The following is a 26,168-nucleotide window of genomic DNA, read 5'->3' on the forward strand; positions in this document are numbered from 1 at the left end:
CCTCAGGAACCCAAAGCATGCCTGACATCGAACTCCACCCCGCCCAGCGTGACGAACTGCAAATCATCGAAAACCTGATGCAGTTCTACATGTACGACTTCAGCGAATGGCTACCGCTGAAGCTCGCCGGGCATGGCTTCTTCGCCCTCCAGCCAAAAGACGCTTACTGGCGCCATCCGGCCACCCGACCCTTTCTGATCCGCGTCGATGGCGAACTCGCCGGCTTCATCACGGTGGATGAAGAAACCCACATCGACGGCGCCGAATTCAATATCGGCTACTTCTTCGTCACCCGGCGCATGCGTGGCCAAGGCGTCGCGCAGTTTGTCGTCTCTGCCCTCTTGAGCCAAATCCCCGGTCGGTGGCAGATTTTCCATATCGACGCCAACCTGCCTGCACAACGCTTCTGGGCCAGGCTGATGCCGGAATTGGACGGCGTCGAATTCACCTTGAGCCACCGCGATGTAGACGGTTACCCGTGCACCTTCTACACCCTGCGCAGCCCCGTTTCCGTTGCCTGAACGGATCCGTTCTCATTCCAAAACAGCTTTGTCCGACAATATGTAGTGCTCAAAAATAATCACTACAAAACCGTTGACGGCGTCGTTTTGCTTTTGCATGATGAAGACGTTCCCCGATCGGGAACACGGGTAACACGCTTGAGCAAACTCGTCTGACCGCCGAGTTGTTTTTTCCGGATACACGCTGCCCACAAGGCAGATTGAAGAAGCTGACCTGGCCTGAACGTCCAGTACAAGGACGAGAAGCGCTGGCGAAAATTCTCAAGACGCTTGTGGTCGACCCTGAAAACGTCGACAAGGGCCTCCCGGTTTTCGCTGCTTCTCCTCGTTGTGACGCTATCGCGTAGCAGTTATTCAACACGACTACATGCAACAGATGCACGACCCCGTATTTCAAACGGGCGACCGCTGACGTCCTGGTTTCGGTGCCAGGGATCAACTAACCGATGGGCTACCTGTATTAGCGAATCAACTTAGAAAGATCACCAAACTGGTCAAGGGGCAAAATCATGAATCTGAACAATCAACCTACTATCGAAGAACTGGCTCGTATGTTCGCTGCGCAAAAAGACAGCCTCGACAGCCATATTCTGTGGATCAGCAAATCGGGCCAAGTGCATATCGACTGCCTGGCGCCACACGCTGGCGAAGAAGAGTTCGACCGCAACAATCAGAACCTGCTGGCCCGCCTGAAGATGTACCGCCGCGGCCAAGGTTATGTCGGCAAAAAAGCCGCGGCCGACAAGGACTTCATCGGTAATGTTCTGCAGACGCTGAAACAAGCGTGGGACTCGATGCAGAACAAGAATGAAGTTCGGGTGATTGATCGGTTCTGCTGATTTACAACTTAAATAACAAGAGGGCCTGCTTCCAGCGATGGAGCAGGCCCTTTTTTGTGTATGGCGTAAGCTTTGTGGTGTTAGTTAAATCTATCCCCTCTCCCCAGCCCTCTCCCGAAGGGAGAGGGTGCCGATCTCGAGCGTGCTTGCGATATACAAACTTCAATATTTCAGATCGCTGCATTAGCCACCAACACCTCGGTCAGTCCCCTCTCCCTCCGGGAGAGGTTTAGGGGGAGGGGCTTCCCATGCTCAACACCAGTTCCACAAACGCCACCGCCGCCGCACTGTGATAATTATTCCTGCGACGCAACAACGCCGCCCCCCGCTGCGGCGCTTCGCTTTCTACCCGCAGCCTGCGCAAAGCGCGATCCTCAGTCGCAATCGCCTCCGGCAACATCGTCGCAATCGGCGAATGGCGCACCACCTCCAGCAGCGTACTGACCGAATTCACTTCAATACGCACCTTGGGCGCGATGCCGTGCTGACGGAAATACTCATCCACCGATAAGCGCGTGATGTAGTCCGGCGCCAGCAAGGCAAAATCCAGCTGTGCGATGTCATCCGGTGTCAGCCTCAACGTGCTGTCGTACAACGGGTGCTCGCGCCCGACCATGATTCCCAAAGCTTCGGTGAACGCCGGAATACACTCAATATCCGCATTGCGCACCGGGGTGAAGGCAATGGCGATATCCAGCGAGTCATCCGCCAGACCCGCCTCAATGTCATCCATCGACAACTCGAAAATTTCCAGATGAATCCCCGGAAATCGCGCCATGTAGTCGCGCACCAGCGGCCCGACCAGATACGCCATGAACGTCGGCGTCATGGCCAGACGCAAGGTGCCACGCGACAGATCCTTCACGTCATGCAGCGCCCGCTTGCCCGCCTCCAACTCCACCAGCACCCGCCGCGCGCATTCGATATAGGCCTCGCCGGCATCGGTCGGCTTGACCGATCGTGAGGTGCGATCAAACAGGTTCACCCCCAGGGTTTCCTCGAGCTGGCGAATCTGTTGCGACAGCGTCGGCTGCGAGACATGCAGCGCTTCAGCAGCGCGGGTGAAGCCGCCGTGATCGGCAACGGCGAGCAGATAACGCAAATGTCTTAACAGCATCGGGCAGACCATCTATAGGCAGGACTTATGCAAAGCATTGTATATGGATCTTGGACGCTATGGGCCAATCGGCAGAAGATCAATCCCACACAGCAAGCCAACCCCTGAAAGGAGTGACACCATGCAACAGTCCCACGCCTACAACGACACCAGCCTGGCCCTGACCACCCGCATTCTCGACGCCAAGGCACGCAAAGATCTGTCGTGGCAGGATCTCACCGACGGCACCGGCCTGAGCCTGGCGTTCGTCACCGCCGCCCTGCTCGGCCAGCACCCACTGCCGGAAAACGCTGCCCAAGTCGTCGGCGACAAACTTGAGCTGGATGCAGCCGATGTATCGGCGATGCAGATCATCCCGTTGCGCGGCAGCCTCAGCGGTGTGCCGACCGATCCGACCATCTACCGTTTCCACGAGATGATCCAGATCTACGGCACCACCCTCAAAGCCCTGGTTCATGAGCAATTCGGCGACGGCATCATCAGCGCGATCAACTTCAAACTGGATATCAAGAAAGTCGAAGACCCGGAAGGCGGTTCCCGCGCCGTGGTCACCCTCGACGGCAAGTTCCTGCCCCTGCGCCCGTTCTGATGCGCCCCGGCCCGCACCTCGCGTGCGGGCCCACCGATCTCCATTGAAGAGGACATGCACATGAAAGCCCTGATCGACGGTTTCCTGAAGTTCCAGAACGAAGCCTTCCCGCAACGCACCGAACTGTTCAAACACCTGGCGACCACCCAACAGCCCGGCACATTATTCATCACCTGTTCCGACAGCCGTGTCGTGCCGGAACTGCTGACCCAGCAAGAACCCGGCGAACTGTTTGTGATCCGCAATGCCGGCAATATCGTGCCGTCCTACAGCCCGCATCCGGGTGGGGTTTCGGCGACGGTGGAATACGCCGTGGCGGTGCTCGGCGTCACCGACATTGTGATCTGCGGCCATTCTGACTGCGGTGCGATGACGGCGATTGCCCAGTGCAAATGCATGGATCACCTGCCCGCCGTCAGCGGTTGGCTGCAGCATGCCGAGTCGGCGAAAGTGGTGAATGAGGCGCGGCCGCATGCCAGTGACGCGGCGAAATTGAGTTCGATGGTGCGCGAAAACGTGATCGCGCAACTGGCGAATATCCAGACCCATCCGAGTGTGCGCCTGGCGCAGGAGAAAGGCCTGCTGAATTTGCATGGCTGGGTGTACGACATCGAGACCGGCTCGATTGATGCGTTGTCCTCGGACCGCCGCACCTTTGTACCGCTGGCCGAGCAACCGGCAGTTTGCGCAGTTCAAGCAAAAGCCGCTGCCTGAATAGACGCCTGTAGGAGCTGCAGAAGGCTGCGATCGTTTGATCTGGCCTTTAAAGATCGCAGCCTGCGGCAGCTCCTACACAAGGTATGTCGTTCAGCGTTTTACGGTGAGATCCGTTTGAGTCATGCGACTGCGAACAGTAAATACGCCATCCCCCGAAAGGATCGCACTGCGCGCAAACAACCGCCCGCTCTCCCAGTTCGAAAGCCCCAGTTCCGGCTTGTTCAGGGCGTATTGACCATCGACCCAACGGGTGATGCCGTTGCCCACGAACGGTGCGTTGACTGCGTTGTAAAAACGCTCCTGAACCTGGGCACTTTCACTGATCAGCGACACGGTGAATTGCGGGCTATAACGGTTGAACAGCGCAATCGCCTGATCCAGATCTTCAACGATCATCAGGCTGACTTCCGGCGTTTCCTCCCATTCCCACTCGCGACCCAACGCAGATTCCGCCAGTGGTTCGGCCAGCGCTTCAGTCTGATAACCCTCGGCGCGATAAACCTGCACCGTCGCGCTCTGCCATTCGGTCGGCAGGCAGTTTTCACTGCCTTCGACGATGTGCAACTTGCAGCCCTGCCCGCGTGCGTTGCCGGCCTGTTGCAACGCATCAAGGAACAGCGGCACTAGTTCAGCAGCACGTTCGCGCTGAATCAGGCAGACATTCAGGGTGTTGCAGACCTTGCGATCCAGCGAGTTGCGCACCACTGCCGCGAAGCGCTGAGCGTCAGCGTCTCGATCGGCAATCAACCACGCACCGCCGGTGCCATGCAGGCTGACCGCAGTGCCCGCCTGCTGCGCAATACTGCCCAACTGACTGACCGCACGTCCCGATCCGCGAGCCACCGCCAGCGACAGGCGCCGATCGGCAAACATCGCCCAACCGGCTGCGTGATTGACGCTCTCCACCAACGACACAGCCCCGGCCGGAAGACCCGCCGCCGTCAGCGCCGGATTCAAAGCGTGAGTGACGATGGCTTGCGCCGTGCCCAACGCATCACTGCCAATGCGCAGCACCGCAGTGTTGCCGGTGCGCAGAACCCCGGCAGCATCGGCAAATACATTCGGGCGACCTTCGAAGACAAACGCGACAATGCCCAGCGGCGAAACCACTTGCTCGACCTTCCAGCCGTCGTGCTCGACGCTGCTGATGACTTTGCCGCGCGTCGGCGGCGCATCACGCCAGGCCTGCAGACCGGCAATCATGTCGCGGCGCATGCGCTCATCGGCGAGCAGCCGTGTAGTGGAGCGCCCGCGAGCCTTGGCACGCTCGATATCGGTGAGGTTGGCGGCTTCGATCTGCGCCCAGCATTCGGCGGTTTCCAGACGTTGCGCGAACAGATCGAAGAATTGGCTGATCGCCTCGTCCGACACCGCCGACAATGCGCTAAACGCCGCAGCCGCGCGCTCGATCGCAACAGAAGCCGCTTGTTGATCCACCACCGGAATCAGCAATAACTCGCCACTCACCTGCTCCACCAAAAGGTGGTCACCGGGCTGAAAACGCGCAGCCAGTTCGGGGCTGACCACAGTGACGCGGTTACCAGCGAAAGGGATCGGCGTGCCAGCGACTAAACGTTCGAGCGCAAGAGACATGAAGCGGATTCACCATGCAGAGGGCGGTCGGAAAATGTATAGGATTCTTCGCTGAAATACACCTTCTGCAAACATGACTAACCCTGTGGGAGTTGGCTTGCGAGCAATGAGGCCGGCACATTCAAAATTGATGTTGCCTGATCCGCCGCCATCGCTGGCAAGCCAGCTCCCACAGGTTTTTCAGCGTTCGTGCCATAGGGTTAAAACACCGACCAGCCAATCCGCGAACTGAGCATCTCCAGCGCCGCCATCCCCGCCAGCGAATTGCCCGCGGCATTCAGCTCAGGCGACCACACGCACACCGTGAATTGCCCCGGCACTACCGCGACGATCCCGCCGCCGACGCCGCTTTTCCCCGGCAGACCGACGCGATAGGCGAAGTTGCCCGCCTCGTCGTACAGACCACTGGTGGCCATGATCGAGTTGACCTGCTGAGTCTGACGCCGAGTCAGAATCTGTTCACCGCTGTGTTTGCAATAACCGTCATTGGCCAGAAAGCAGAACGCCCGGGCCAGATCGATGCAGTTCATACGCAGCGCGCAGTGGCTGAAGTAACTGCGCAGCACCGCTTCGACGTCGTTGTGGAAATTGCCGAAGGACTGCATCAGGTAAGCCATCGCCGCATTGCGCGCGCGATGCTGATATTCGGAGTCGGCGACTTTGCCGTCGATCATGATCTGCGGGTTGCCCGACAGACGCCGGACGAAGTCACGCATCGACAGGGTCGGTGCGGCGAAACGCGACTGGTTGATATCGCAAATCACCAGCGCTCCAGCGTTGATGAACGGGTTGCGTGGGCGCCCGCGCTCGAATTCCAGCTGCACCAGCGAGTTGAACGGCTGACCGGACGGCTCATGGCCAAGGCGTTCCCAGATCGCTTCGCCAGAATGATCGATGGCCTGCACCAGGCTGAACACCTTGGAAATACTCTGCACCGAAAACGGCGTTTCGGCGTCGCCAGCGCAATACATCTCGCCATCATTGCCGTACACGGCGATGCCCAATTGATCGGCAGGCACGGTGCCGAGGGCGGGAATATAGTCAGCCACCTTGCCCTGCCCGATCAGCGGCCGGACAGCGTCAAGGATCTCGTTCAACAGCGCTTGCATGCCGGGTTCCGAAGTCTCGCCCCATGGGATTGCGGGGACACAGGGGCTAGACGCTGCGGGCACGCGTCGAATCACACCGGCAGGCCCCCGGCAGAATGATCCAGGCTCAAGCGCTCAACCCTGCTATCGGAGAGCACCCATGCACCTCGAAGGCTCCTGCCATTGCGGCGAGGTTTCATTCAGCCTCACCAGTGCCCTCCCCTACCCTTATCAACGCTGCTATTGCTCGATCTGCCGCAAGATTCAATTCGAGCGTTACCCTCAAGAGTCCATCGCCCACTGGCATGAACGCCTCGGGCTGACCCAATAAATATTTCCGGAAGTCGCCTTTATCCCCTGTTGGAGCTGGCTTGCCAGCAATAGCGGTGAACCAGTCGACATCAATGTTGCAGATCCCGGCCTCATCGCTGGCAAGCCAGCTCCCACAGGGGACCGCGTTTCAACTGTAGGAGTGAGCCCGCTCGCGACGGGGTCAGCACAGGCACCCAAGCCATCCCGATACACCTACAAACCCTGTGGGAGCTGGCTTGCCAGCGATAAGGCCGTTACAGCCAACAGCATTAATCCAGATGCGCCCACGTCATCCGAAACGACGCTCCGCCCCACGGCGAATCGCCGACTTCAACCTGTCCGCCATGGGACTGCGACACCCGCCGCACCAGCGCCAGCCCCAATCCAAAACCACCGGTACGCCGATCGCGGCTGGCATCTAGCCGCGAGAACGGTTCGAAAATCTTCTCCCGGCCATGCACCGGCACGCCGGGCCCGTCGTCGTTGACCCGCACTTCGTAACAGTCCCCGGTGCGCACCAGCGTCACTTCGACGCGCTGCTCGGCATAGCGAATGGCATTGCGCAGCAGGTTGATCACTGCCCGCGCCATGAAGCGCGGTTCGATGCGCACCGTGTCGAGCCGGCACTCACCGATCAACAACTGCACCCCCGCTGCTTCCGCCTCCAGCGCCACGCTGCCGACGACACTATCGAGCCAATTGGCCGCCTGGATGTTCTCGCGCTTGATCACCGTCGCACCCCGCTCAAGGCTGGCGTAGGTGAGCAGTTCCGAAACCATTTCCTCCAACTCGCCAAGGTCGGCGTACATGTCGGCAATCAGTTCGCGGTTCTGACTGGCGTCCGGCAACTGCTTGAGCTGGTCGAGTTCGAACGACAGCCGTGCAATCGGCGTGCGCAGCTCGTGGGAGACGGCGTTGGTCAGTTCACGCTGATTGGCGATCAGGCCTTCGATGCGCGCCGCCATCAAGTTGAAGTGCTCGGCCAGATCGCGGATGTTCGAGCGTTTGGACAACTGAATGCGTGCCGACAGATCGTTGTCGCCAAAACGCTCTGCCGCCAGACGCAGTTTCTCCAGGTCACGCCAGTGCGGGCGCACCCAGAAAAACAGGACGATGCCGATCAACACCGCCAGCATCCCGTAAGCCGCGGCGATGTAGAACGGCATCAGGCTCGGTTCTGGCGGGAGTTTGATGCTGAGCACCTGCGAACCGCCGTCAATGTTGCTGATGAACTGGGTGTAGTTGTCGCGGATCACCAACACATTCTGCGCCAACTGGGCTTTTTCCTCTGGCGTCAGGGCCAGTTGATCGGCCTCGACCAGTTTCAGTGACAGGCCGTAATGTGGCCGCAAGCTCTCCAGTTGCTGCTCACGATCGGCGCCCTGGCGTCCGCGCAAATGGTCCACCAATGACCACGCCTGACCGCGCACCGCCTCGCGGTTGTAGGCCTGCATCTGGTTGTCGAGCAACGCGTTGAAAGTGTGTTCGACAGTCTGCAACGCCAGCACCAGACCGACCGTCATCACCAGAAACAGCCCGAGGAATAACCGCAGCATCTACAACTCCCACGCAAACGGATTGAACAGATAACCTTTGCCCCACACGGTCTTGATGCACACCGGTTCGCGGGGGTTGTCCTTGAGCTTGTTGCGCAGCTTGCTGATGTACACGTCGACGCTGCGGTTAAGCCCATCAAAGGCAATACCGCGCATGCGATTGAGGATGTCATCGCGTGACAGCGTATTGCCGGCGGCACTGGCCAGCAGCCACAGCAGCTCGAACTCCATGGTGGTCAGTTCGATGATCTCGCCTGCCAATCGCACTTCGCGGCAACTGCGATCGATGCTCAACTGACCGAATTCGAGGAAATGCACCACACTGCTGTCCGGTACCTGCCGGCGCTGCAAGGCGCGCAATCGGGCCAGCAGCACCGGCGGCTTGATCGGTTTGATCACGTAGTCATCAGCACCGGACTCCAGGCCGAGAATATGATCGAGGTCGTCTTCCTTGGCCGTCAGGATGACAATCGGCGTGTCCGACACACTGCGTATTTCCCGGCACACATGCAGGCCGCTCTGCCCCGGCAGCATCAGGTCGAGCACCACGACTTTGGGTCTGAACTCCAGAAAAGCCGCCACGGCCAGATCACCGCGATGCACCGTGCGCACCTCGTAGCCATGTTGTTCGAGGAAGTGGGCGATCAGCGTGGCGAGGCGCTCATCGTCTTCCACCAGCAGGACTTTGCCAAAACCCAGGTTATCCATAACGACCATCTGCCAACCGTCTGTGAAGTGGGCGGCATTATGGCGGCATTCAGGGGCAAGACGTTTATCGCGGGCAGCAAAAACCGGCCGCGGGGGCCGGTTTTCGGTGATGTTTCATACTCTTAAGAGTTTTTAACAGTTTCCCTGTAAGAGCTGCCGCAGGCTGCGATCTTTTGATTTTGATTTTGGAAGCAAGATCAAAAGATCGCAGCCTTCGGCAGCTCCTACATAGACGGGTTCACACAGCGGCAGGCACGCCGCTGTGGAAGCGGAATTCCGTATCCGGCGATTCGATCAACTCCTGCTCGGCGGCGCGAACTCTTTCGACCACCTGCGCAACATCCTTCGCCTCACCATATTGATAAGCCAGTTTCAGATAACCCTGAAAATGCCGTGCCTCGCTTTTCAACAGACCAAAGTAGAACTTGCCGAGTTCTTCGTCCAAATGCGGCACCAGTGCTTCGAAACGCTCGCAACTGCGCGCTTCGATAAACGCGCCGACCACCAGGGTATCCACCAGCTTCACCGGCTCGTGGCTGCGCACCACTTTGCGCAGGCTCGAAGCGTAGCGGCCGGCGTGGAGCTGGCGCAGTTCGATCTTGCGGCGTTTCATCAGGCGCATGACTTGTTCGTGGTGCACCAGTTCTTCCCGGGCCAGACGCGACATCATGTTGATGAGGTCGACGTGGGAATGGTACTTGGCTATCAGGCTAAGCGCGGTGCTGGCAGCCTTGAACTCGCAGTTCTTGTGGTCAATCAGCAGGGTTTCCTGATCGGCCAGTGCGGCCTGGACCCAGGCGTCAGGGGTGCGGCAGCCAAGGAATTCGTGGATTTCGGGAAGGATCATGGGGCTCACGGCAAAAGGTGTTCGAGCGAAGGGCGCCGATTATACCGGCCTGCGGACAGACCACCAGCGGCTGGCGTTGATATGCATCAAGTCGCAGGTGTTCAAGCAGCAACTATAGTTGTGCAACGCCGTGCCTTTTCTTTGTTGGAGACTCCGCTCATGCAAGCCATTCGCAGCATTCTGGTGGTCATCGAACCCGAACATTCGGAAAGCCTGGCGCTCAAGCGCGCCAAACTGATCGCTGGCGTGACCCAGGCCCATTTGCACCTGCTGGTGTGCGACAGGAAGCATGATCACGCCGGCATGCTCAGCGTGCTCAAAACCGCGCTGCTGGCGGACGGTTACAGCGTGACCACCGAACAGGCATGGAACGAGAGCCTGCACGAAACCATCATCGATGTGCAGCAAGCCGAAGGTTGCGGGCTGGTGATCAAACAGCATTTCCCCGACAGCTCGTTGAAAAAAGCGCTGCTGACACCCGCCGACTGGAAACTGCTGCGTCACTGCCCTACACCGGTGCTGCTGGTGAAAACCTCAACTTCATGGAAGGACAAGGTGATTCTGGCAGCGATCGATGTAGGAAATACCGATGGGGAGCATCGGCATCTGCACACGACGATCATCGATCACGGCTATGACATTGCCAGCCTGGCCAAGGCGCATCTGCACGTGATCAGCGCCCACCCGTCACCGATGCTGTCGGCGGCCGACCCGACGTTGCAGCTCAGCGAAACCATCGCAGCGCGATATCGCGAGCAATGCCGGGCATTTCAAGCCGAGTTCGACATTGATGACGCGCACTTGCATATCGAGGAAGGTCCGGCGGATGTGTTGATTCCGTTTATGGCCCACAAGCTGCAAGCGGCGGTCACGGTGATTGGCACCGTGGCACGGACCGGGCTATCAGGGGCATTGATCGGTAATACGGCCGAGGTGGTGCTGGATACGCTGGAGAGTGATGTGCTGGTGCTCAAGCCGCAAGAGGTTGAGGATCATCTGGTGGAGTTGGCGGTAAAACAATAAAGATCAAAAGATCGCAGCCTTCGGCAGCTCCTACAAGGGAATGCGTTCTACCTGTAGGAGCGGCCGAAGGCTGCGATCTTTTGACTTTCAGGCGCCAAAGGCGTCTTTGAGAAATCCCGGGGCGATGTAGCGCTCATAGTGCGCTTCCGAAAGCAGGAAGAATTCCCGATCAATGGCATCGCGCAACTCCGGCAGCCCCCAGTCGCGAAACTCCGGAAGCAACACCATGCCGTAGGCTTCCAGATTAATGATCACCCGCGCGCCACGAGCAATCAGTTGATACGCCCAGCAATATTCCGACTGATGCGGCACGAAGCGGATCTTGCGCTGCTCGAGCTGCTGACGCAGCCGCGCCGGGTCGAAAATCTCGACCTTGCTCGCCATCACTTGTGACAGCAACTGCTCCAGACGCAGCCACACCGCACGCTTTTCCTCCTCGCCGTAACCATTCCAATTGATCACTTCGTGATGGAAACGCTTGCAGCCACGGCACACCAGATCACCGTAAACAGTGGAGCAGAGGCCGACGCAGGGGGTCTTGATGGTCTGATTGGGCATATAAGGTAGGCAAAGGCACTGAAACGCGGAACAGGTCGGCATGTTAGCCCTTTGTCAGGCATTGATCACCCCTCAAACGTCAGGGGCAAGCACCGGCCCGGTATTTGGCCCGGCCGCGCACAACGCCACCAAAGTCCAATAGAGCCCGACTTACCTTTAAATTTTTTTTGCCGTAGAATCAGCCAGCCTTTTAAGGCGCAAATGTCCGTTAGAAGCTGTTTTCAAAGCGTCACGAGCACAGTCGTTCCTTCAGAGCGGTGTTGGCGACGGGTTTTTCCAGCGGGGAAAAGCCCAACGCCAACCCTCATCAGCTCCCCCTCTGCAGGCGTAAAACTTTGAAAGCAGCTTCTGTAAGGAATGGTCGGTAATTCTGGCTAAGTGGCCCACAACGCCACGCAGCGCATGAGTACGAGCATTTCGCGACGAGCGTCCCGGACACCCATTTGGGACCACTGATGAGGGTAATAACTGTGCTTGAAGCCTACCGCAAACATATCGAAGAGCGCGCAGCACTGGGTATCGTTCCCCAGCCGCTTAACGCCGAACAAACAGCCGGCCTGGTCGAGCTGTTGAAGAATCCTCCGGCTGGCGAAGAAGCTTTTCTCGTTGACCTGATCACCAATCGCATTCCACCAGGTGTGGACGAAGCTGCCTATGTAAAGGCCGGCTTCCTGTCTGCTCTGGCCAAGGGCGAAGTCTCCTCCCCTCTGCTGGACAAGAAGCGCGCTGTAGAACTGCTCGGCACCATGCAGGGCGGCTACAACATCGTGACCCTGGTTGACCTGCTGGACGACGCCGAGCTGGCGCCAGTCGCTGCCGCACAACTCAAGCACACCCTGCTGATGTTCGACGCGTTCCACGACGTGGCCGAAAAAGCCAAGAACGGCAACGTTCACGCCAAAGCCGTGCTGCAATCCTGGGCTGACGGCGAGTGGTTCAAGAACCGCCCGACCCTGGCCGACAAGATCAGCCTGCGCGTGTTCAAGGTAACCGGCGAAACCAACACCGACGACCTGTCCCCGGCTCCAGATGCCTGGTCGCGTCCAGACATCCCGCTGCACGCCCTGGCCATGCTGAAAATGGCTCGCGACGGCATCGTTCCTGATCAGCAGGGCGCCATCGGCCCGATGAAGCAGATCGAAGAAATGCGCGGTCAAGGCTTCCCGATCGCCTACGTCGGTGACGTGGTCGGTACCGGTTCGTCGCGTAAATCGGCAACCAACTCGGTACTGTGGTTCTTCGGCGACGACGTTCCTTACGTGCCGAACAAGCGCGCTGGCGGTTTCTGCTTCGGCAGCAAAATCGCTCCGATCTTCTACAACACCATGGAAGATGCCGGCGCACTGCCAATCGAATTCGACGTTTCCAACATGCACATGGGCGACGTGATCGACCTGTACCCGCATGCTGGCAAAGTCTGCAAACACGGTACCGACGAAGTCCTGACCACCTTCGAAATGAAGACTCCGGTGCTGTTGGACGAAGTTCGCGCTGGCGGCCGTATCCCGCTGATCATCGGCCGCGGCCTGACCGAGAAGGCTCGCGCCGAACTGGGTCTGCCACCGTTCGATCTGTTCAAGAAGCCGGATGCTCCAATTGAAAGCACCAAGGGTTTCACCCTGGCGCAGAAAATGGTCGGCAAGGCTTGCGGTCTGGCAGAAGGCAAAGGCGTTCGTCCTGGCACCTACTGCGAACCGAAGATGACCACCGTAGGTTCTCAGGACACCACCGGTCCAATGACCCGTGACGAACTGAAAGACCTGGCGTGCCTGGGCTTCTCCGCTGATCTGGTGATGCAGTCTTTCTGCCACACCGCCGCTTATCCAAAGCCGATCGACGTAACCACCCACCACACCCTGCCTGACTTCATCATGACCCGCGGCGGCGTTTCCCTGCGTCCGGGCGACGGCATCATCCACTCGTGGCTGAACCGCATGCTGCTGCCGGACACCGTGGGTACCGGTGGTGACTCGCACACCCGTTTCCCGATGGGCATCTCGTTCCCGGCCGGTTCCGGTCTGGTCGCGTTCGCCGCTGCCACCGGCGTCATGCCGCTGGACATGCCTGAATCGATCCTGGTGCGCTTCAAAGGCAAAATGAAACCTGGCATCACCCTGCGTGACCTGGTTCATGCCATTCCTTACTTCGCTATCCAGAACGGTCTGCTGACTGTCGAGAAGAAAGGCAAGAAAAACGCCTTCTCCGGCCGCATCCTGGAAATCGAAGGCCTGGAAGGTCTGACGCTGGAACAGGCTTTCGAGCTGTCCGACGCCTCGGCCGAACGTTCGGCTGCCGGTTGCACCATCAAGCTGTCGAAAGAGTCGATCACCGAGTACCTGAACTCCAACATCACCCTGCTGCGCTGGATGATCGGCGAAGGCTACGGCGATGCACGTACTCTGGAACGTCGCGCACAAGCGATGGAAGCCTGGGTTGCCAACCCTGAGCTGATGGAAGCCGATGCTGACGCCGAATACGCCGAAATCATCGAAATCGACCTGGCCGACATCAGCGAGCCTGTGCTCTGCGCACCAAACGATCCGGACGACGCCCGTCTGCTGTCCAGCGTTGCTGGCGAGAAGATCGACGAAGTGTTCATCGGTTCGTGCATGACCAACATTGGTCACTTCCGCGCTGCCGGTAAACTGCTGGATCAGGTCAAGGGTCAGCTGCCAACCCGTCTGTGGCTGTCGCCGCCGACCAAGATGGACGCTCACCAACTGACCGAGGAAGGCTACTACGGCATCTACGGCAAGGCTGGCGCGCGCATGGAAATGCCAGGCTGCTCGCTGTGCATGGGTAACCAGGCACGCGTTGAGCCGAACAGCACCGTGGTCTCCACGTCGACCCGTAACTTCCCGAACCGTCTGGGCGACGGCGCTAACGTCTACCTGGCCTCGGCCGAGCTGGCGTCGGTTGCTTCGATCCTGGGTCGCCTGCCGACCGTCGAGGAGTACATGGAATACGCTGGCAAGATCGACAGCATGGCGGCCGATATCTACCGTTACCTGTCCTTCGACCAGATCGCCGAGTTCCGTGAAGCTGCTGCGAACGCCAACATCCCGGTCGTTCAAGCCTAACGTTACAACGCCATGAAAAAACGCCGCCCATCGCGAGATGAGCGGCGTTTTTTTATGCCTGCAGAAGAGTTGCCGCATGCTCCGGCCTCATCGCTGGCAAGCCAGCTCCCACAGTGTTCTGTGTGATGCCCACCCATGCGCAAACACCCGCAATCCCTGTGGGAGCTGGCTTGCCAGCGATGACGGCGTGTCAGCCACCATCATTTTTGAATGAGCCACCGCTATCGCGAGCAGGCTCACTCCTACAATGTTTTGCGTGACACCCACCATCGTGCAAACACTGAAATCCCTGTGGGAGCTGGCTTGCCAGCGATAGCGGTGTGTCAGGTACCATCGTCTTTCCAGACGAAAAAAAGCCGCTACACACATCGTGTGCAGCGGCTTTTCTGTTGATCTTGCTTTACATCGTCAGTTTGTAAACCACCGCCGAAATTGCCACAAGACCTACCACGGTGACAAACACGTTGGACGCTTGACCACGAAAGCGTGCCATCGCCGGCACTTTGCGGATTGCATACATCGGCATCAGGAACAGGATCGCCGCGATGACCGGGCCACCGATGGTCTCGATCATGCCGAGGATGCTCGGATTCAACGTCGCCACGATCCAGCACACCACCAGCATGAAAGCCGCCACGATGCGATCCAGCGCCTTGGCGCCGGGACGCTTGCCGCTCTTGATGATCAGACCTTTCAGGCCTTCACTGGCACCGATGTAGTGACCGAGGAACGACTTGGAAATCGCCACGAACGCAATCAGCGGTGCCACGAACTCAATGGTCGGGTTGCTGAAGTGGTTGGCCAGGTACGACAGGATCGACAGGTTCTGGTCCTTCGCTTCAGCCAGTTGAGCTGGCGACAGTGTCAGCACGCAGCTGAACACGAAGAACAGCACCATCACCACCATCAGCAGGTGCGCACGGCAGAGAATTTGCGAGCTGCGCTCATCGGCGTGGGTGCCGTAACGGCGCTTTTGATCGACCGCGAACGCCGAGATGATCGGCGAGTGGTTGAACGAAAACACGATCACCGGAATCGCCAGCCACAGCGTGTGCAGCAGCTCCGACGGCGCGGGGACTTGCGACACGGTGGTGAGGATGCCGCCGTTCCAGTGCGGAATCAGGTACACCGCGAGGAACAGCAGCGCCACGATGAACGGATAGACCAGCAAGCTCATTGCCTTGACGATCGCCTGTTCGCCACAACGCACCACAGCCAGCAAACCAAGGATCAGCACGAACGACAGCAGCGCGCGCGGCGGCGGCGTGATGTGCAGTTGATGTTCGAGGAAACTGGCGACCGTGTTGGTCAGGCCGACGCTGTAGATCAGCAGGATCGGGAAGATGGCAAGGAAATACAGCAGTGTGATCAGCGCGCCGGCCTTGATGCCGAAATGCTCTTCGACCACGTCAGTGATGTCGGCGCCTTCGCGACCGGACAGCACAAACCGGGTCAGACCGCGGTGTGCGTAGAACGTCATGGGGAAGGCCAACAGCGAGAGGATCACCAGCGGCCAGAAGCCACCGATCCCTGCGTTGATCGGCAAGTACAGGGTGCCGGCGCCGATGGCCGTCCCGAACAGTCCCAACATCCAGGTGGTGTCCTGGCGATTCCAGCTCGAAAGTTCAGCGGGTGCTGCTGCATCAAAGCGTTGATCAACGCTTTTGGCCTGATCATTCATCCGGTCGGATCTCCGCATTCCGGTCACTTGCCACTCGGTCAGGACGCGTCGGAAAAAACCGACAGACATGCTCCGGCCGAAACAGGGGCGCGATTCTCCGTGATAAATGAGCAGAAGCAAAGACTTAGCTGAGGAATGGTTGTGCGGAGCAGATGAGAGGGGTGTCGTTTTTGGGAAATTAGCTGTCGGCGCTGGGTATGTGCAGTGTCGTTTTTGAATATACTTTCGCGCCGAAGTCGTTCACCGAGTCGCTTCAGAGCCAACGGAGAACTATCGTGCCGAGGGTCAGCATCACCAATGCAAATAGTGCCCCCATGCTGAACCTGAACAACTCTGAGCGAATTTCCGCCGGGGACAGGTCTGGCACCTTTTCGGCAAGCTCGGCGTCCTCTCGATACAGACGTTCAATTCTGGCAACGCGTTCTTCCAGGGTCATGATTATTCTCCTTTGCGGGTTAACTTAAAACTTCACCAAAAGACTTAATACAGCAGCAAAAGCGGTTAAAACCCCGGTTCCTACCGCGACTGGGTACCAGAATTTTTCTCGCTTTAACTTGCCTTCCTCCGCCATGATTTTGAGCCTCTCAACAACCAGTTTCCGCGTTTCATTTTGAAGCTTTTCAAGTTCCAGATTTTCGCGATCGTCCTGAAGCATGCGCCGTCCTTGGCTATTGGCACTGACTGCCCGAGCTACTTTGTGCCCTATGATTTCCTGTTTATCCCTTCCCAGATAGCAGATGAATCCGGCGATTTCGTAGGCAAAATCCGCGAGTTGGGTAGGCTGGCTCATACAGAGTCGCAGTGGAAACCGCGGCGGCACCCAGTTATCGAGCAATTGATTGGCCGCCGGCTCAGCCAAAGCCTGGTCGCGAACGCGTCGCTCCAAACACCGGATCCTTTCAATCCAGCCCACAGGGTCTAGCGTGAATGAGTCCCCTGCCCCATGGGCCTGCCCACGCCCCTCGTTCGCCTCGACATCAGACAAAACCCCGATCCCGCTTTTCGCTGAGTTATTGCCCCGCACCGGCCTTCTGACGAAGTGCCCGCGCGCTCCCCGTTTCAGCTCCTACACTGGCTGAAACAGGGCAGCGCTCAGTCATTGCCAATCCGCTCAGGAATCAGCACTCTGCTACGACTTCGCGACTGAACCGCCATTGTTCAAAGGAGCCGCGCAATGCCCGCCACCGTTCTGGTACTGGTTGAAACCATCAATGACTACCTGCCGATTCTCGAGCACCAGGGCTTTCACCTGATCCTCGCTCCCACGCCGGCCGAACGTGCGCAAGCCATTGCCACCCACGGCACGCGGATCGATGCAGTGCTGACCCGTGGTCCGTTAGGTCTGACAGCCGATGAAATTGCCGCGCTGCCGGCGTTGAAAATCATCACGGTGATCGGTGCCGGTTACGAACAGGTCGACCTGCAAGCCGCCAGTGATCGCGGGATTACCGTGACCAACGGCGCCGGGGTCAACGCGTCGTCGGTGGCTGATCATGCGATGGCGATGCTGCTGGCGTTGGTGCGCGATATTCCGCGCTGCGATGCCGCTCTGCGTCGGGGTGAATGGCCGAAGATCATGCGTCCATCCCTGTCTGGCAAACGGCTGGGCATTCTTGGCCTCGGTGCGGTGGGGCTGGCGATTGCCAAACGTGCCAGCCTTGGGTTCGACATGCAGATCAGCTATCACAGCCGTCAGGTGCGCAGCGAGGTGCCTTATGCGTTTTGCTCAACCCCGAACGAACTGGCGCGGGCGTCCGATTTCCTCATCGTCGCCACGCCGGGCGGTATCGGCACGCAGCATCTGGTAACCCGTCCCGTGCTCGACGCGCTGGGCCCTAAAGGTTTTATCGTCAATATCGCCCGGGCCAGTGTGATCGCCACGGCGGATCTGATCACCGCCCTTGAACAACGGCGCATTGCCGGCGCCGCGCTGGATGTGTTCGACCATGAACCGCAAGTACCGGATGCGTTGAAAGCCCTGAGCAACGTGCTACTAACCCCGCACGTCGCCGGTCTGTCACCGGAAGCCACCCAAGGCACCGTGGAGCTGGTGGGGAAAAACCTTGTGGCATTCTTCTCCGGGCAACCGGTGCTGACGCCGATTCAGTTGCCGCCGAAAATCAGCAATCAACGCGTGCACTAGAGGATCACGCGCCGCCATTTACCCACCCCGCCCTGCACATTCCCACAGGTGATTATCGGGCAACACGCTAACCTATAAGACCGCAGCGCGCTTGTGGCCGTCCCGGCGCGCCATTAGATTAGCCAATGATGTCTGGCCTCCAAAATAAGCAGAAGGGATAAGCATGGCGCTTACTGACCAGTCCACCCGTATCCGCTCTGGCGAAGAACTCGATGCCAGCCTGATTGATCCGTACCTCAAGGCACACATTCCGGGCCTGAGCGGCTCCCCGGCGATCAGCCAGTTTCCCGGTGGTGCGTCGAACCTGACTTATCTCCTGGAATACCCGCAGCAGGAGTTCGTCCTGCGCCGGCCGCCGTTCGGCCACAAGGCCAAATCCGCCCACGACATGGGCCGCGAATTCCGCATTCTCAATCAGTTGCGCGACGGCTTCCCGTATTGCCCCAAAGCCTATGTGCACTGCACCGATGAATCGGTGATCGGCGCAGAGTTCTACGTGATGGAGCGGGTCAACGGAATTATCCTGCGCTCGGAACTGCCGCCGGAGCTGGGCCTCGATTCGGCGAAAACCGAAGCGCTGTGCAAGGGCTTTATCGACCGCTTCGTCGAACTGCACCAGGTCGACTACAACGCTTGCGGCCTGGGCGATCTGGGCAAACCCGAAGGCTACGTGGCCCGCCAGATCAAAGGCTGGAGCGAACGCTACGAAAAAGCCCTGACCCCGGACGCGCCTCACTGGGAAGCGGTCAAAGCCTGGCTCAACGAGAAGATGCCAGCCGATCACCCGACCTCAAGCATCGTCCATAACGACTATCGCTTCGACAACGTCATCCTCGACCCGCATAACCCGATGCAGATCATCGGTGTACTCGACTGGGAACTGACCACCCTGGGCGATCCGCTGATGGATCTGGGCAACACCCTCGCCTACTGGATCGAAGCCGGCGACCCGGCGCCAGTGCAACTGATGCGCCGCCAGCCGAGCCACGCACCGGGCATGCTGACCCGCCGCGAATTCGTCGACTACTACGCCGAGCGTTCGGGCATTCAGATCGACAACTTCGACTTCTACTACACCTACGGCCTGTTCCGCCTGGCCGGCATCGTGCAGCAGATTTACTACCGCTTCTACCATGGCCAGACCCAGGACAAACGCTTCGCGCAGTTCATTCACATGAACAAACTGCTGGAGCAGATGAGCTTGCAGGTCATCCAGAAATCAAGCCTCTGATCCAGGCCCTCCAACAAGAATTTTCACAAGGGAATCCCATGTCCAAGACTCAGTTGTTCGACCTCGACGGCAAGATCGCTTTCGTCTCCGGCGCCAGCCGTGGCATTGGTGAAGCCATCGCCAAACTGCTGGCCCAGCAAGGCGCCCACGTAATTGTCTCGAGCCGCAAACTCGACGGCTGCCAACATGTCGCCGACGCGATCATCGCCGCTGGCGGCAAAGCCACTGCGGTTGCCTGCCACATCGGGGAAATGGAGCAGATCAGCCAGGTGTTCGCCGGGATCAAGGAACAGTTCGGCCGCCTGGATATTCTGGTCAACAACGCCGCGACCAACCCGCAGTTCTGCAACGTATTGGACACTGACCTCGGCGCTTTCCAGAAGACCGTCGATGTGAACATTCGCGGCTACTTCTTCATGTCTGTGGAAGCGGGCAAGCTGATGCGCGAAAACGGCGGTGGCAGCATCATCAACGTCGCGTCGATCAACGGTATTTCGCCGGGCGTGTTCCAGGGCATCTATTCGGTGACCAAAGCGGCGGTGATCAACATGACCAAGGTCTTCGCCAAGGAATGCGCGCAATTCGGCATCCGCTGCAACGCCCTGCTGCCGGGTCTGACCGACACCAAATTCGCCTCGGCACTGGTGAAAAACGATGCGATTCTCAAGCAAGCATTGACGCAGATCCCGCTCAAGCGCGTGGCGGATCCGAGTGAAATGGCGGGGGCGGTGTTGTATCTGGCGAGCGATGCGTCGAGCTACACCACAGGGGTTTCGCTGAACGTCGATGGTGGTTTCCTATCCTGATACTCGAGGCAAACAGCTGACCCTGTGGGAGCGAGCCTGCTCGCGAAGAGGCCGTGTCAGTCAACCTATTGGTTAACTGAGATACCGCTTTCGCGAGCAGGCTCACTCCCACAAGGTATGTATTTCATTCATCAAGCACTTTGGGCAATTGCCGGCACAACCCGAGACTTGCGCCCCGCCGGTGTTATTGAGTGACGCAACGGGTAGTAGTGATATGTCGAGTCACCTGCTCGTCGACATAAGCATCCCCCGCCACCTCAGTGGTCTCGATGACCTGACAAGTACGTTCCGGCGGTGGAGGTGGCGCTACAGGTGGAGGCGGCGGCGGACTGGCACAACCGGCCAACAACGCCACGCAAAAAGCCAGTGACGACGGCAAACACACGCGTTTCCCAAGACTGTTCATAGGACGACCCGCGATAAAGGGGAGACAAACTTCCGCGAGCAAAACGCCCACGGAAAACCTGACCACTCATTCTTTATAGACGAGACCTTAGCGAGCGCCAGTAAACCGCAGGTGTGCGGGGCCATTGGCTGTCGATTTTGCGTTGGGATTCGAGAGCGCAAGACTTAAATCTCCGGTCGCCAGTCAGGCCGCCATCGCTGGCAAGCCAGCTCCCACACGGTCGGCATACACCTGAAAGAAATGGCTCGGTTGGCAAGCTGACTGCCACAGTTTTGAATTGCATGCGCCCAGCCAGACACAGGCCGGCCGTCAGGCCGCCATCGCTGGCAAGCCAGCTCCACACCCAAGCAAATGCCTAGGCCAAATCAGTATCCCGAGAAGAGCGCAAAGAATTACTCTCCAACTCATACCGCAATTCATCGATCAAAGCCGCCACCGACTCAGGCGTACGCAAGGCATTGAGCTTCAAGCCACTGATCACCAGATCGACCTGCCCCGACACCGGGTGATAAAGCTTTACCGTCAGCGAATGATCGCCATCCACCGAACACTCACACGCCAGCGGCGCAAAACTGTGCTCAAGCTGGGCGCGCAACTGCGCAAGATTGATCATTGAGGCCGTTCCTTAATCTGTATCGAAGGGACGCGATCCCAAGCCGAAAAGGCTTGTACCGCACTCCAACAGACTAAAAAAAGAGTCCTCGCCCCAACACATCAATTTGCACCCTGCCCACTAGTGCATTTGCACCTAACGTTGCCCCTTGGTGCGCCACTCACCGGAAAACAGCCCGCGCTCCCGCGCCCACACAATCGCCTCGCTGCGGCTATGCACATCGAGCTTGGAATACACCGTCGCCACATGATTGCGCACAGTGTTCGGCGCCAGTTTCAAGCGCGCCGCAATCTCCTTGTCCGCCAGGCCTTCGCAGATCAGGCCAAGCACATCACGTTCCCGTGCCGTCAGATCGGTGAACGACACGCTCGGCAGTTGCGGTGAATTGATCTTCTTCACATTCGCCAGTTTTTCGATCAGCGTACGACTGAACCAGGAGGCGTCTTTCATCACCTCCTCAATCGCAGACACCAGTTCAAGCTCGGTACGTTTGCGCTCGGTGATGTCCATCAGCACCAGCAAGTAGCAAGGCACGTCGTGAATGTTGACGGTATCGGCAGACACCGCGCATTCCAGCAGATCGGCATCCCTTTTGCGCACGCGCAAATCCACCCGGTCAACCCGACCGCTTTTTGCCAACGCCGTCAGCAGGCGGTTCCGGGCGCCATCGTCGTCGATGAAGTCCAGTTGCGTCACGGTTTTGCCCAACACGTCATCGCTGGTATAGGCCAGGGAATCGAGGAAAGCCTGATTGACGTCCATGATCTGCTGATCGTCGGCCGTGCAAATCAGAATCGGCACCGGGGTCAGTCGAAAAGCCGTGGCGAAGCGTTCCTCGCTCTGGCGCAGCGCCACCTCAGCCCGGCGGCGCAGTTCCACGTCAACGAAGGAAAACAGCATGCATTGCTCATCGTTGAGCAACAGGGGTTGCCCGGCGACAATCACTTGCTTGCTGCTGCCATCGGGCAGGCGCAACTCGGCCTGCATCTGCGGAATGGTCGCCACGTCGCGCAGGCGCTGGATGGCCAGATCTCTTTTCTCGGCCTGCTCGAAAATGTCTATTTCATAGGCCGAAGTGCCGATCACTTGGTCGCGGGTATAGCCAGTCATCTCCAGAAACCCCGGATTGACCTTGATGTAACGCAAGTCGCTGAGACGGCAGATCACCGCCGGCGCCGGGTTGGCGTTGAAGGTTTTTTCGAAACGCAGCTCTGCGTTGGCCCAATCGGTGACGTCGCTCATGATCAGCACCAGCGACTCTGGCTGCCCTTCGCGGTCGGTCAGCACCATGCTGCGCACGCTATGAACCCAGACGCGCTCCGGATCATCTACCGTGAACACCTCGATCAATACGTCACTGAAGACTTCGCAACGCGCAACGCGGCTGATCGGATAGTTTTCGGGCGGCACCATATGATTGTTGCGATAGCGCAGGCTGAAGCGCTTGGCGTACTCGTCGGCATTCGCGCCCAACTCGCCGATCCGGCTGACGCCGTGCATGGCCAGCGCCGCTTCGTTGGCCCAGAGGATGCTCTGATCGAGCTCAAGCAAAATCACACCGTCGGACAGCCCGGCGATGATCTGCTGCAACTGACGACGATTGGTTTCGCGGGTCAGGACTTCCTGGCTCATTGGATCTCCACAAGTGATACGCCCATGTGAAGGTTACGACCGCGCGGCACCGAGATCGTGCGCCGCGACGTTGCGCTACGCACATCCTCCGTATTCGCACGACAGACACCCCTGTAGGAGTTTAGGGGTTTTCGCGCAATTCACGCAGGGTATCGAGAAACAGCTTGAGCACCGGCGAAGCATCGTCCGCGCGATACGTGACGTACAGCGGCACCTCCGGCAACGCCGGGGTCAGGTTGCGGAACACCAGGCCCGCCGGCGCCAGCTGTTCGATGGACGCTGGCAACAGCGCCACGCCAAAACCCGCACGTACCAGGCTGAGCAGGGTCTGCACCTCGATCACCTGCTGGCGGATCTGCGGCGTGAAGCCGGCCTGAATGCAGCACTGATAGAGGAAATTGGCAAACCGTGACTGCTTCAACTCCAGCGCCACAAACGGCTCCAGCGCCAGATCCGCCGGGGCCAACACGTCGCGACCCGCCAACGGATGATCCGCTGGCATCACCACATGGATCGGCTCGTAAATCAGCAATTCATTGCGCAATTGCGGGTCGTCATAGCCCACGCGGAACACGCAGGCGTCGATGCGTTTCTCCTTCAATGCCTTGACCTGCGCCGCCGGGGTCATTTCATGCAAACGCCAGGTGACCTGCGGATAGCGCTCGCGAAACAGATGCAGCGCTTTGGGCAGCACGCCGACCATCACCGAACTGATCATGCCGATTTCCAGCTCACCGAGCTGCCCGCGACCGGTTTGCTGGGTCAGGTCCAGGGCGCGCTCAAGCTGTTCGAATACCAGCGGCGCCTGCTCCTTGAGCATCTGCCCCGCTGCGGTCAGCTCGACGCGATGATGACTGCGCTCGAACAGCGGCGTGCCGAGTTCCTCTTCCAGCAGACGAATCTGTTGGCTCAACGGCGGCTGACAGATGTGCAGCCGCTCGGCGGCACGGCCGAAATGCAGTTCATCGGCCAGGGCCATGAAATACCGCAGCAGACGCAGATCCATGGCCGTTTACCCCACACTCAGCGGTGTCGAGCGCTGAAGTCGGCCAGCGCCCATCCGGGTTTCTCGAAAACCGCGTTGCAACCGGAAAGCCTCGACCAGATGGTCGGCGACATCGAGCGGTTGAAGTCGCTGTATCACCAGGACACGCCAGACGCATTGCGCCGCGTCGTAGTTGCGCTCACCACGCCGACCTTCTCGCTGCCGCCCACCCTGCTGCGCGAACTGGCCCACACCGCGCGCGGTCTCGGTCTGCGCCTGCACACGCACCTGTCGGAGACGCAGAATTACGTGAACTTCTGCCGGGAAAAATACAACTGCCTGCCCGTGGAGTTCGTCGCCGAACACGAATGGCTCGGCCCTGACGTCTGGTTCGCCCACGCCGTGCACCTGCAACCCGGCGAAATCCGCATGCTCGCGCAAACCGGCACCGGCATTTCCCACTGCCCGGTGAGCAATGCACGACTGGGCAGTGGCGTCGCCCCGGTGCCGCAGATGTACGAGGCGGGCGTGCCGGTCTCCCTTGGCGTCGACGGCGTCGCCTCGAACGAATCCGGGAGCATGGTCGGCGAAGCCAACACCGCATGGCTGATCCACCGCGCCGAACAAGGCGCCTCGGCGACGACTGTAGAAGATGTCATCCACTGGGGTACGGCGGGTGGCGCGCAGGTGCTGGGCCTTGGCGCCGTCGGTACGCTGGAAGTCGGCCAAGCGGCGGATCTGGTGGTCTACGGCCTCGACCACCCACGCTTCTACGGCTTCCACGACAGCGCCGTCGCACCGGTGGTGGCGGGTGAACCGATTACGGTGAAATACAGCCTGGTGGGAGGGCGGATCGTCGTCGATAACGGCGTGATTCCGGGGCTGGATATTGAACGCATGCGCGCCGAGGCATGGGAGGGGGTGCAGGCGATGATGATGGTTGACGACTGATCGAAATACCCTGTATGAGCTGCCGGAGGCTGCGATCTTTTGATCTTGTTTTTCAACATCAAGATCAAAAGATCGCAGCCTCCGGCAGCTCCTGCACGGTGTACGCATTCGCACGATACGGGTTTGTCGTCTAGGGTTGTTACCTCATCGGACAGAGCCCCTGCCAGTAATACCGGGCTCTTAATCAAGGAGAGACTGATGATGTCCCGCCGCAACATCGAACAGACCTATCGCACCTGGTCCAGTCCCATCCTGCTGGAGCTGAAAAAGCGCGAACACCAAATGAAGCCCGTCGAGCGTCAGGCGCTGGAGAACGTATTGGTGGAAAGAAGATTGCTCGACACTGGCAACCCTGAAGGCACCGAACGTCGCCAGCGCTGAGGGCTTAGGTCAATCCAGCAAACCGGCGTTTTTCAGCAAATCGCCCAACCCCTTCGGCACCAATGGCGCCTGCTCGCTGAAGCTTGAGCTGTCATGCCAGCGCACGGTAAAGGGCGCGCCGTCACTTTCGTGACCTTTGATCTGCGCATGCGTGTACACGCTTGGGTCGGTAAACGACGCGTCGTAGACCTGAACGATCTCGTGTCCCGGTTTGCCGTTATAGATGAACAGGCTTTCAAGCGTGCCGAGCAGGCGCAGGTCCGTTATCGACTGGCCCAACTCTTCCTGCACTTCGCGCACGATCGCTTCGGCGCTGGTCTCGCCGAAATCGATCCCGCCGCCGATGGGCCGAAAGCAGGTTTGCTGACTGACTGGGTCACGAAACTCGTTAACCAGAATTCTGCCGTTGTGCTGAAAAACGCAGAGTGCGAGGGCGCGGATACGCGGTTCGGCCATGGGGGGTAAATCCATTTACAGGTGTGAGGCGCGGCATTTAAACACGATTCGCGCGGCACACCTGTGGCCGTCATATGAAGCACATCACTTCAGACAGGAGAAATCGTCGCAAGCATGCCAATCAGAACGGTAAGAATCAAAAACCCACCCAGAAAATACGCCATCTTGTTCATGTTGCTCTCCTTAATGCTGAGCTTGCGGTGCACTGGACGCTTCGGGATGAAGGACTGTCGCGAGTGACCGCACTGCGGGGGCAGTTTGATCCTGCATCTGAACCGAATACAGAGGCAGATTGAAACGAAAAAAGCGTATCAGATGAGATCTGATCTGTAGGA

General features: G+C 58.9%; 25 protein-coding genes and 2 pseudogenes. 13 read left to right on the plus strand and 14 right to left on the minus strand.

What is annotated here, in order from left to right:
• The first annotated feature begins 17 nt into the window (after positions 1–17).
• Together AB4P97_RS12175 and AB4P97_RS12180 are read left to right on the plus strand one after the other, a co-directional pair.
• The gene (locus AB4P97_RS12175) at positions 18–521 is read left to right on the plus strand and encodes a GNAT family N-acetyltransferase (RefSeq protein WP_395602736.1); all 504 of its coding nucleotides are present in this window, start codon (positions 18–20) and stop codon (positions 519–521) included.
• A 509-nt stretch (positions 522–1,030) separates the two neighbouring features.
• Positions 1,031–1,360, plus strand: a complete 330-nt coding sequence (locus AB4P97_RS12180) for a hypothetical protein (RefSeq protein WP_042559618.1) — start codon at positions 1,031–1,033, stop codon at positions 1,358–1,360.
• A 229-nt stretch (positions 1,361–1,589) separates the two neighbouring features.
• On the opposite strand, the gene cynR is transcribed toward AB4P97_RS12180, so the two are convergent.
• Positions 1,590–2,477 carry a transcriptional regulator CynR gene (cynR, locus tag AB4P97_RS12185; RefSeq protein WP_395602737.1) on the minus strand — a complete coding sequence of 296 codons (888 nt, stop codon included), beginning with the start codon at positions 2,475–2,477 and terminating at the stop codon, positions 1,590–1,592.
• Positions 2,478–2,598: 121 nt separating this feature from the next.
• On the opposite strand from cynR, the gene cynS reads away from it, so the two are divergent.
• Both cynS and AB4P97_RS12195 read left to right on the plus strand, forming a co-directional pair.
• Positions 2,599–3,066, plus strand: coding sequence for a cyanase (gene cynS / locus AB4P97_RS12190; protein WP_395602738.1), 468 nt, complete (start codon positions 2,599–2,601; stop codon positions 3,064–3,066).
• 60 nt (positions 3,067–3,126) lie between these two features.
• Positions 3,127–3,780, plus strand: coding sequence for a carbonic anhydrase (locus tag AB4P97_RS12195; RefSeq protein WP_115147428.1), 654 nt, complete (start codon positions 3,127–3,129; stop codon positions 3,778–3,780).
• 93 nt (positions 3,781–3,873) lie between these two features.
• Here AB4P97_RS12195 and AB4P97_RS12200 read toward each other — a convergent pair whose 3' ends face one another.
• Together AB4P97_RS12200 and glsB are read right to left on the minus strand one after the other, a co-directional pair.
• On the minus strand, positions 3,874–5,376 hold the full coding sequence (locus tag AB4P97_RS12200; protein ID WP_395602739.1) for an aldehyde dehydrogenase family protein: 1,503 nt from the start codon (positions 5,374–5,376) through the stop codon (positions 3,874–3,876).
• 200 nt (positions 5,377–5,576) lie between these two features.
• Positions 5,577–6,485, minus strand: a complete 909-nt coding sequence (glsB, locus tag AB4P97_RS12205; RefSeq protein ID WP_395602740.1) for a glutaminase B — start codon at positions 6,483–6,485, stop codon at positions 5,577–5,579.
• A 139-nt stretch (positions 6,486–6,624) separates the two neighbouring features.
• On the opposite strand from glsB, the pseudogene AB4P97_RS12210 reads away from it, so the two are divergent.
• A pseudogene (locus tag AB4P97_RS12210) lies at positions 6,625–6,732 on the plus strand (GFA family protein); the annotation flags it as partial.
• Between the two features lie 313 nt (positions 6,733–7,045).
• Here the strand turns inward: AB4P97_RS12210 and AB4P97_RS12215 are convergent.
• From AB4P97_RS12215 to AB4P97_RS12225, 3 genes are all read right to left on the minus strand, one after another.
• On the minus strand, positions 7,046–8,332 hold the full coding sequence (locus AB4P97_RS12215) for an ATP-binding protein (RefSeq protein ID WP_395602741.1): 1,287 nt from the start codon (positions 8,330–8,332) through the stop codon (positions 7,046–7,048).
• A complete protein-coding gene (locus AB4P97_RS12220) occupies positions 8,333–9,040 on the minus strand; it encodes a response regulator (protein WP_042559625.1) in 708 nt (235 codons plus the stop codon). It lies immediately after the preceding gene.
• A gap of 238 nt (positions 9,041–9,278) precedes the next feature.
• Entirely contained in the window at positions 9,279–9,887 is a 609-nt protein-coding gene (locus AB4P97_RS12225; RefSeq protein ID WP_042559626.1) for a tRNA-(ms[2]io[6]A)-hydroxylase, read from the minus strand.
• Between the two features lie 159 nt (positions 9,888–10,046).
• On the opposite strand from AB4P97_RS12225, the gene AB4P97_RS12230 reads away from it, so the two are divergent.
• Entirely contained in the window at positions 10,047–10,910 is an 864-nt protein-coding gene (locus AB4P97_RS12230; RefSeq protein WP_261737028.1) for a universal stress protein, read from the plus strand.
• 87 nt (positions 10,911–10,997) lie between these two features.
• On the opposite strand, the gene AB4P97_RS12235 is transcribed toward AB4P97_RS12230, so the two are convergent.
• Positions 10,998–11,468: a DUF1289 domain-containing protein gene (locus AB4P97_RS12235; protein WP_042559628.1), complete on the minus strand. Its 471-nt coding sequence runs from the start codon at positions 11,466–11,468 to the stop codon at positions 10,998–11,000.
• A gap of 470 nt (positions 11,469–11,938) precedes the next feature.
• Here AB4P97_RS12235 and acnB point away from each other — a divergent pair, with 470 nt between their 5' ends.
• Positions 11,939–14,548 (plus strand): bifunctional aconitate hydratase 2/2-methylisocitrate dehydratase, encoded by a 2,610-nt coding sequence (gene acnB, locus AB4P97_RS12240; protein WP_042559629.1) that lies wholly within the window; start codon positions 11,939–11,941, stop codon positions 14,546–14,548.
• Between the two features lie 400 nt (positions 14,549–14,948).
• On the opposite strand, the gene AB4P97_RS12245 is transcribed toward acnB, so the two are convergent.
• The 3 genes from AB4P97_RS12245 to AB4P97_RS12255 form a co-directional block, all read right to left on the minus strand.
• Complete coding sequence (locus tag AB4P97_RS12245) at positions 14,949–16,229, minus strand: HAAAP family serine/threonine permease (RefSeq protein WP_047301827.1); 1,281 nt, start codon at positions 16,227–16,229, stop codon at positions 14,949–14,951.
• A gap of 253 nt (positions 16,230–16,482) precedes the next feature.
• Positions 16,483–16,665 carry a hypothetical protein gene (locus AB4P97_RS12250; protein WP_042559631.1) on the minus strand — a complete coding sequence of 61 codons (183 nt, stop codon included), beginning with the start codon at positions 16,663–16,665 and terminating at the stop codon, positions 16,483–16,485.
• Positions 16,666–16,689: 24 nt separating this feature from the next.
• A complete protein-coding gene (locus AB4P97_RS12255; protein WP_395602742.1) occupies positions 16,690–17,115 on the minus strand; it encodes a hypothetical protein in 426 nt (141 codons plus the stop codon).
• A 288-nt stretch (positions 17,116–17,403) separates the two neighbouring features.
• On the opposite strand from AB4P97_RS12255, the gene AB4P97_RS12260 reads away from it, so the two are divergent.
• From AB4P97_RS12260 to AB4P97_RS12270, 3 genes are all read left to right on the plus strand, one after another.
• A complete protein-coding gene (locus tag AB4P97_RS12260; protein WP_395602743.1) occupies positions 17,404–18,372 on the plus strand; it encodes a 2-hydroxyacid dehydrogenase in 969 nt (322 codons plus the stop codon).
• 163 nt (positions 18,373–18,535) lie between these two features.
• On the plus strand, positions 18,536–19,603 hold the full coding sequence (locus AB4P97_RS12265; RefSeq protein WP_042559634.1) for a phosphotransferase family protein: 1,068 nt from the start codon (positions 18,536–18,538) through the stop codon (positions 19,601–19,603).
• 38 nt (positions 19,604–19,641) lie between these two features.
• Positions 19,642–20,409, plus strand: a complete 768-nt coding sequence (locus tag AB4P97_RS12270; protein WP_042559635.1) for an SDR family oxidoreductase — start codon at positions 19,642–19,644, stop codon at positions 20,407–20,409.
• A gap of 761 nt (positions 20,410–21,170) precedes the next feature.
• On the opposite strand, the gene AB4P97_RS12275 is transcribed toward AB4P97_RS12270, so the two are convergent.
• The 3 genes from AB4P97_RS12275 to AB4P97_RS12285 form a co-directional block, all read right to left on the minus strand.
• Positions 21,171–21,428, minus strand: coding sequence for a DUF1652 domain-containing protein (locus tag AB4P97_RS12275; protein WP_047301839.1), 258 nt, complete (start codon positions 21,426–21,428; stop codon positions 21,171–21,173).
• Positions 21,429–21,563: 135 nt separating this feature from the next.
• The gene (locus tag AB4P97_RS12280) at positions 21,564–23,060 is read right to left on the minus strand and encodes a helix-turn-helix transcriptional regulator (protein ID WP_047301841.1); all 1,497 of its coding nucleotides are present in this window, start codon (positions 23,058–23,060) and stop codon (positions 21,564–21,566) included.
• 121 nt (positions 23,061–23,181) lie between these two features.
• A complete protein-coding gene (locus AB4P97_RS12285; protein ID WP_395602744.1) occupies positions 23,182–24,066 on the minus strand; it encodes a LysR substrate-binding domain-containing protein in 885 nt (294 codons plus the stop codon).
• A 24-nt stretch (positions 24,067–24,090) separates the two neighbouring features.
• On the opposite strand from AB4P97_RS12285, the pseudogene AB4P97_RS12290 reads away from it, so the two are divergent.
• Positions 24,091–24,996, plus strand: a pseudogene (locus tag AB4P97_RS12290) (amidohydrolase family protein); the annotation flags it as partial.
• Positions 24,997–25,194: 198 nt separating this feature from the next.
• Positions 25,195–25,377, plus strand: coding sequence for a hypothetical protein (locus AB4P97_RS12295; protein WP_042559650.1), 183 nt, complete (start codon positions 25,195–25,197; stop codon positions 25,375–25,377).
• 9 nt (positions 25,378–25,386) lie between these two features.
• Here AB4P97_RS12295 and AB4P97_RS12300 read toward each other — a convergent pair whose 3' ends face one another.
• Positions 25,387–25,833 carry an NUDIX hydrolase gene (locus AB4P97_RS12300; RefSeq protein ID WP_080963932.1) on the minus strand — a complete coding sequence of 149 codons (447 nt, stop codon included), beginning with the start codon at positions 25,831–25,833 and terminating at the stop codon, positions 25,387–25,389.
• A 74-nt stretch (positions 25,834–25,907) separates the two neighbouring features.
• Between AB4P97_RS12300 and AB4P97_RS12305 the strand changes: the two genes are divergently transcribed.
• A complete protein-coding gene (locus tag AB4P97_RS12305; RefSeq protein ID WP_395602745.1) occupies positions 25,908–26,129 on the plus strand; it encodes a hypothetical protein in 222 nt (73 codons plus the stop codon).
• Positions 26,130–26,168: the final 39 nt, after the last annotated feature.

This window comes from Pseudomonas sp. A1230 (assembly GCF_044218825.1).
Lineage (GTDB): Bacteria > Pseudomonadota > Gammaproteobacteria > Pseudomonadales > Pseudomonadaceae > Aquipseudomonas > Aquipseudomonas iridis.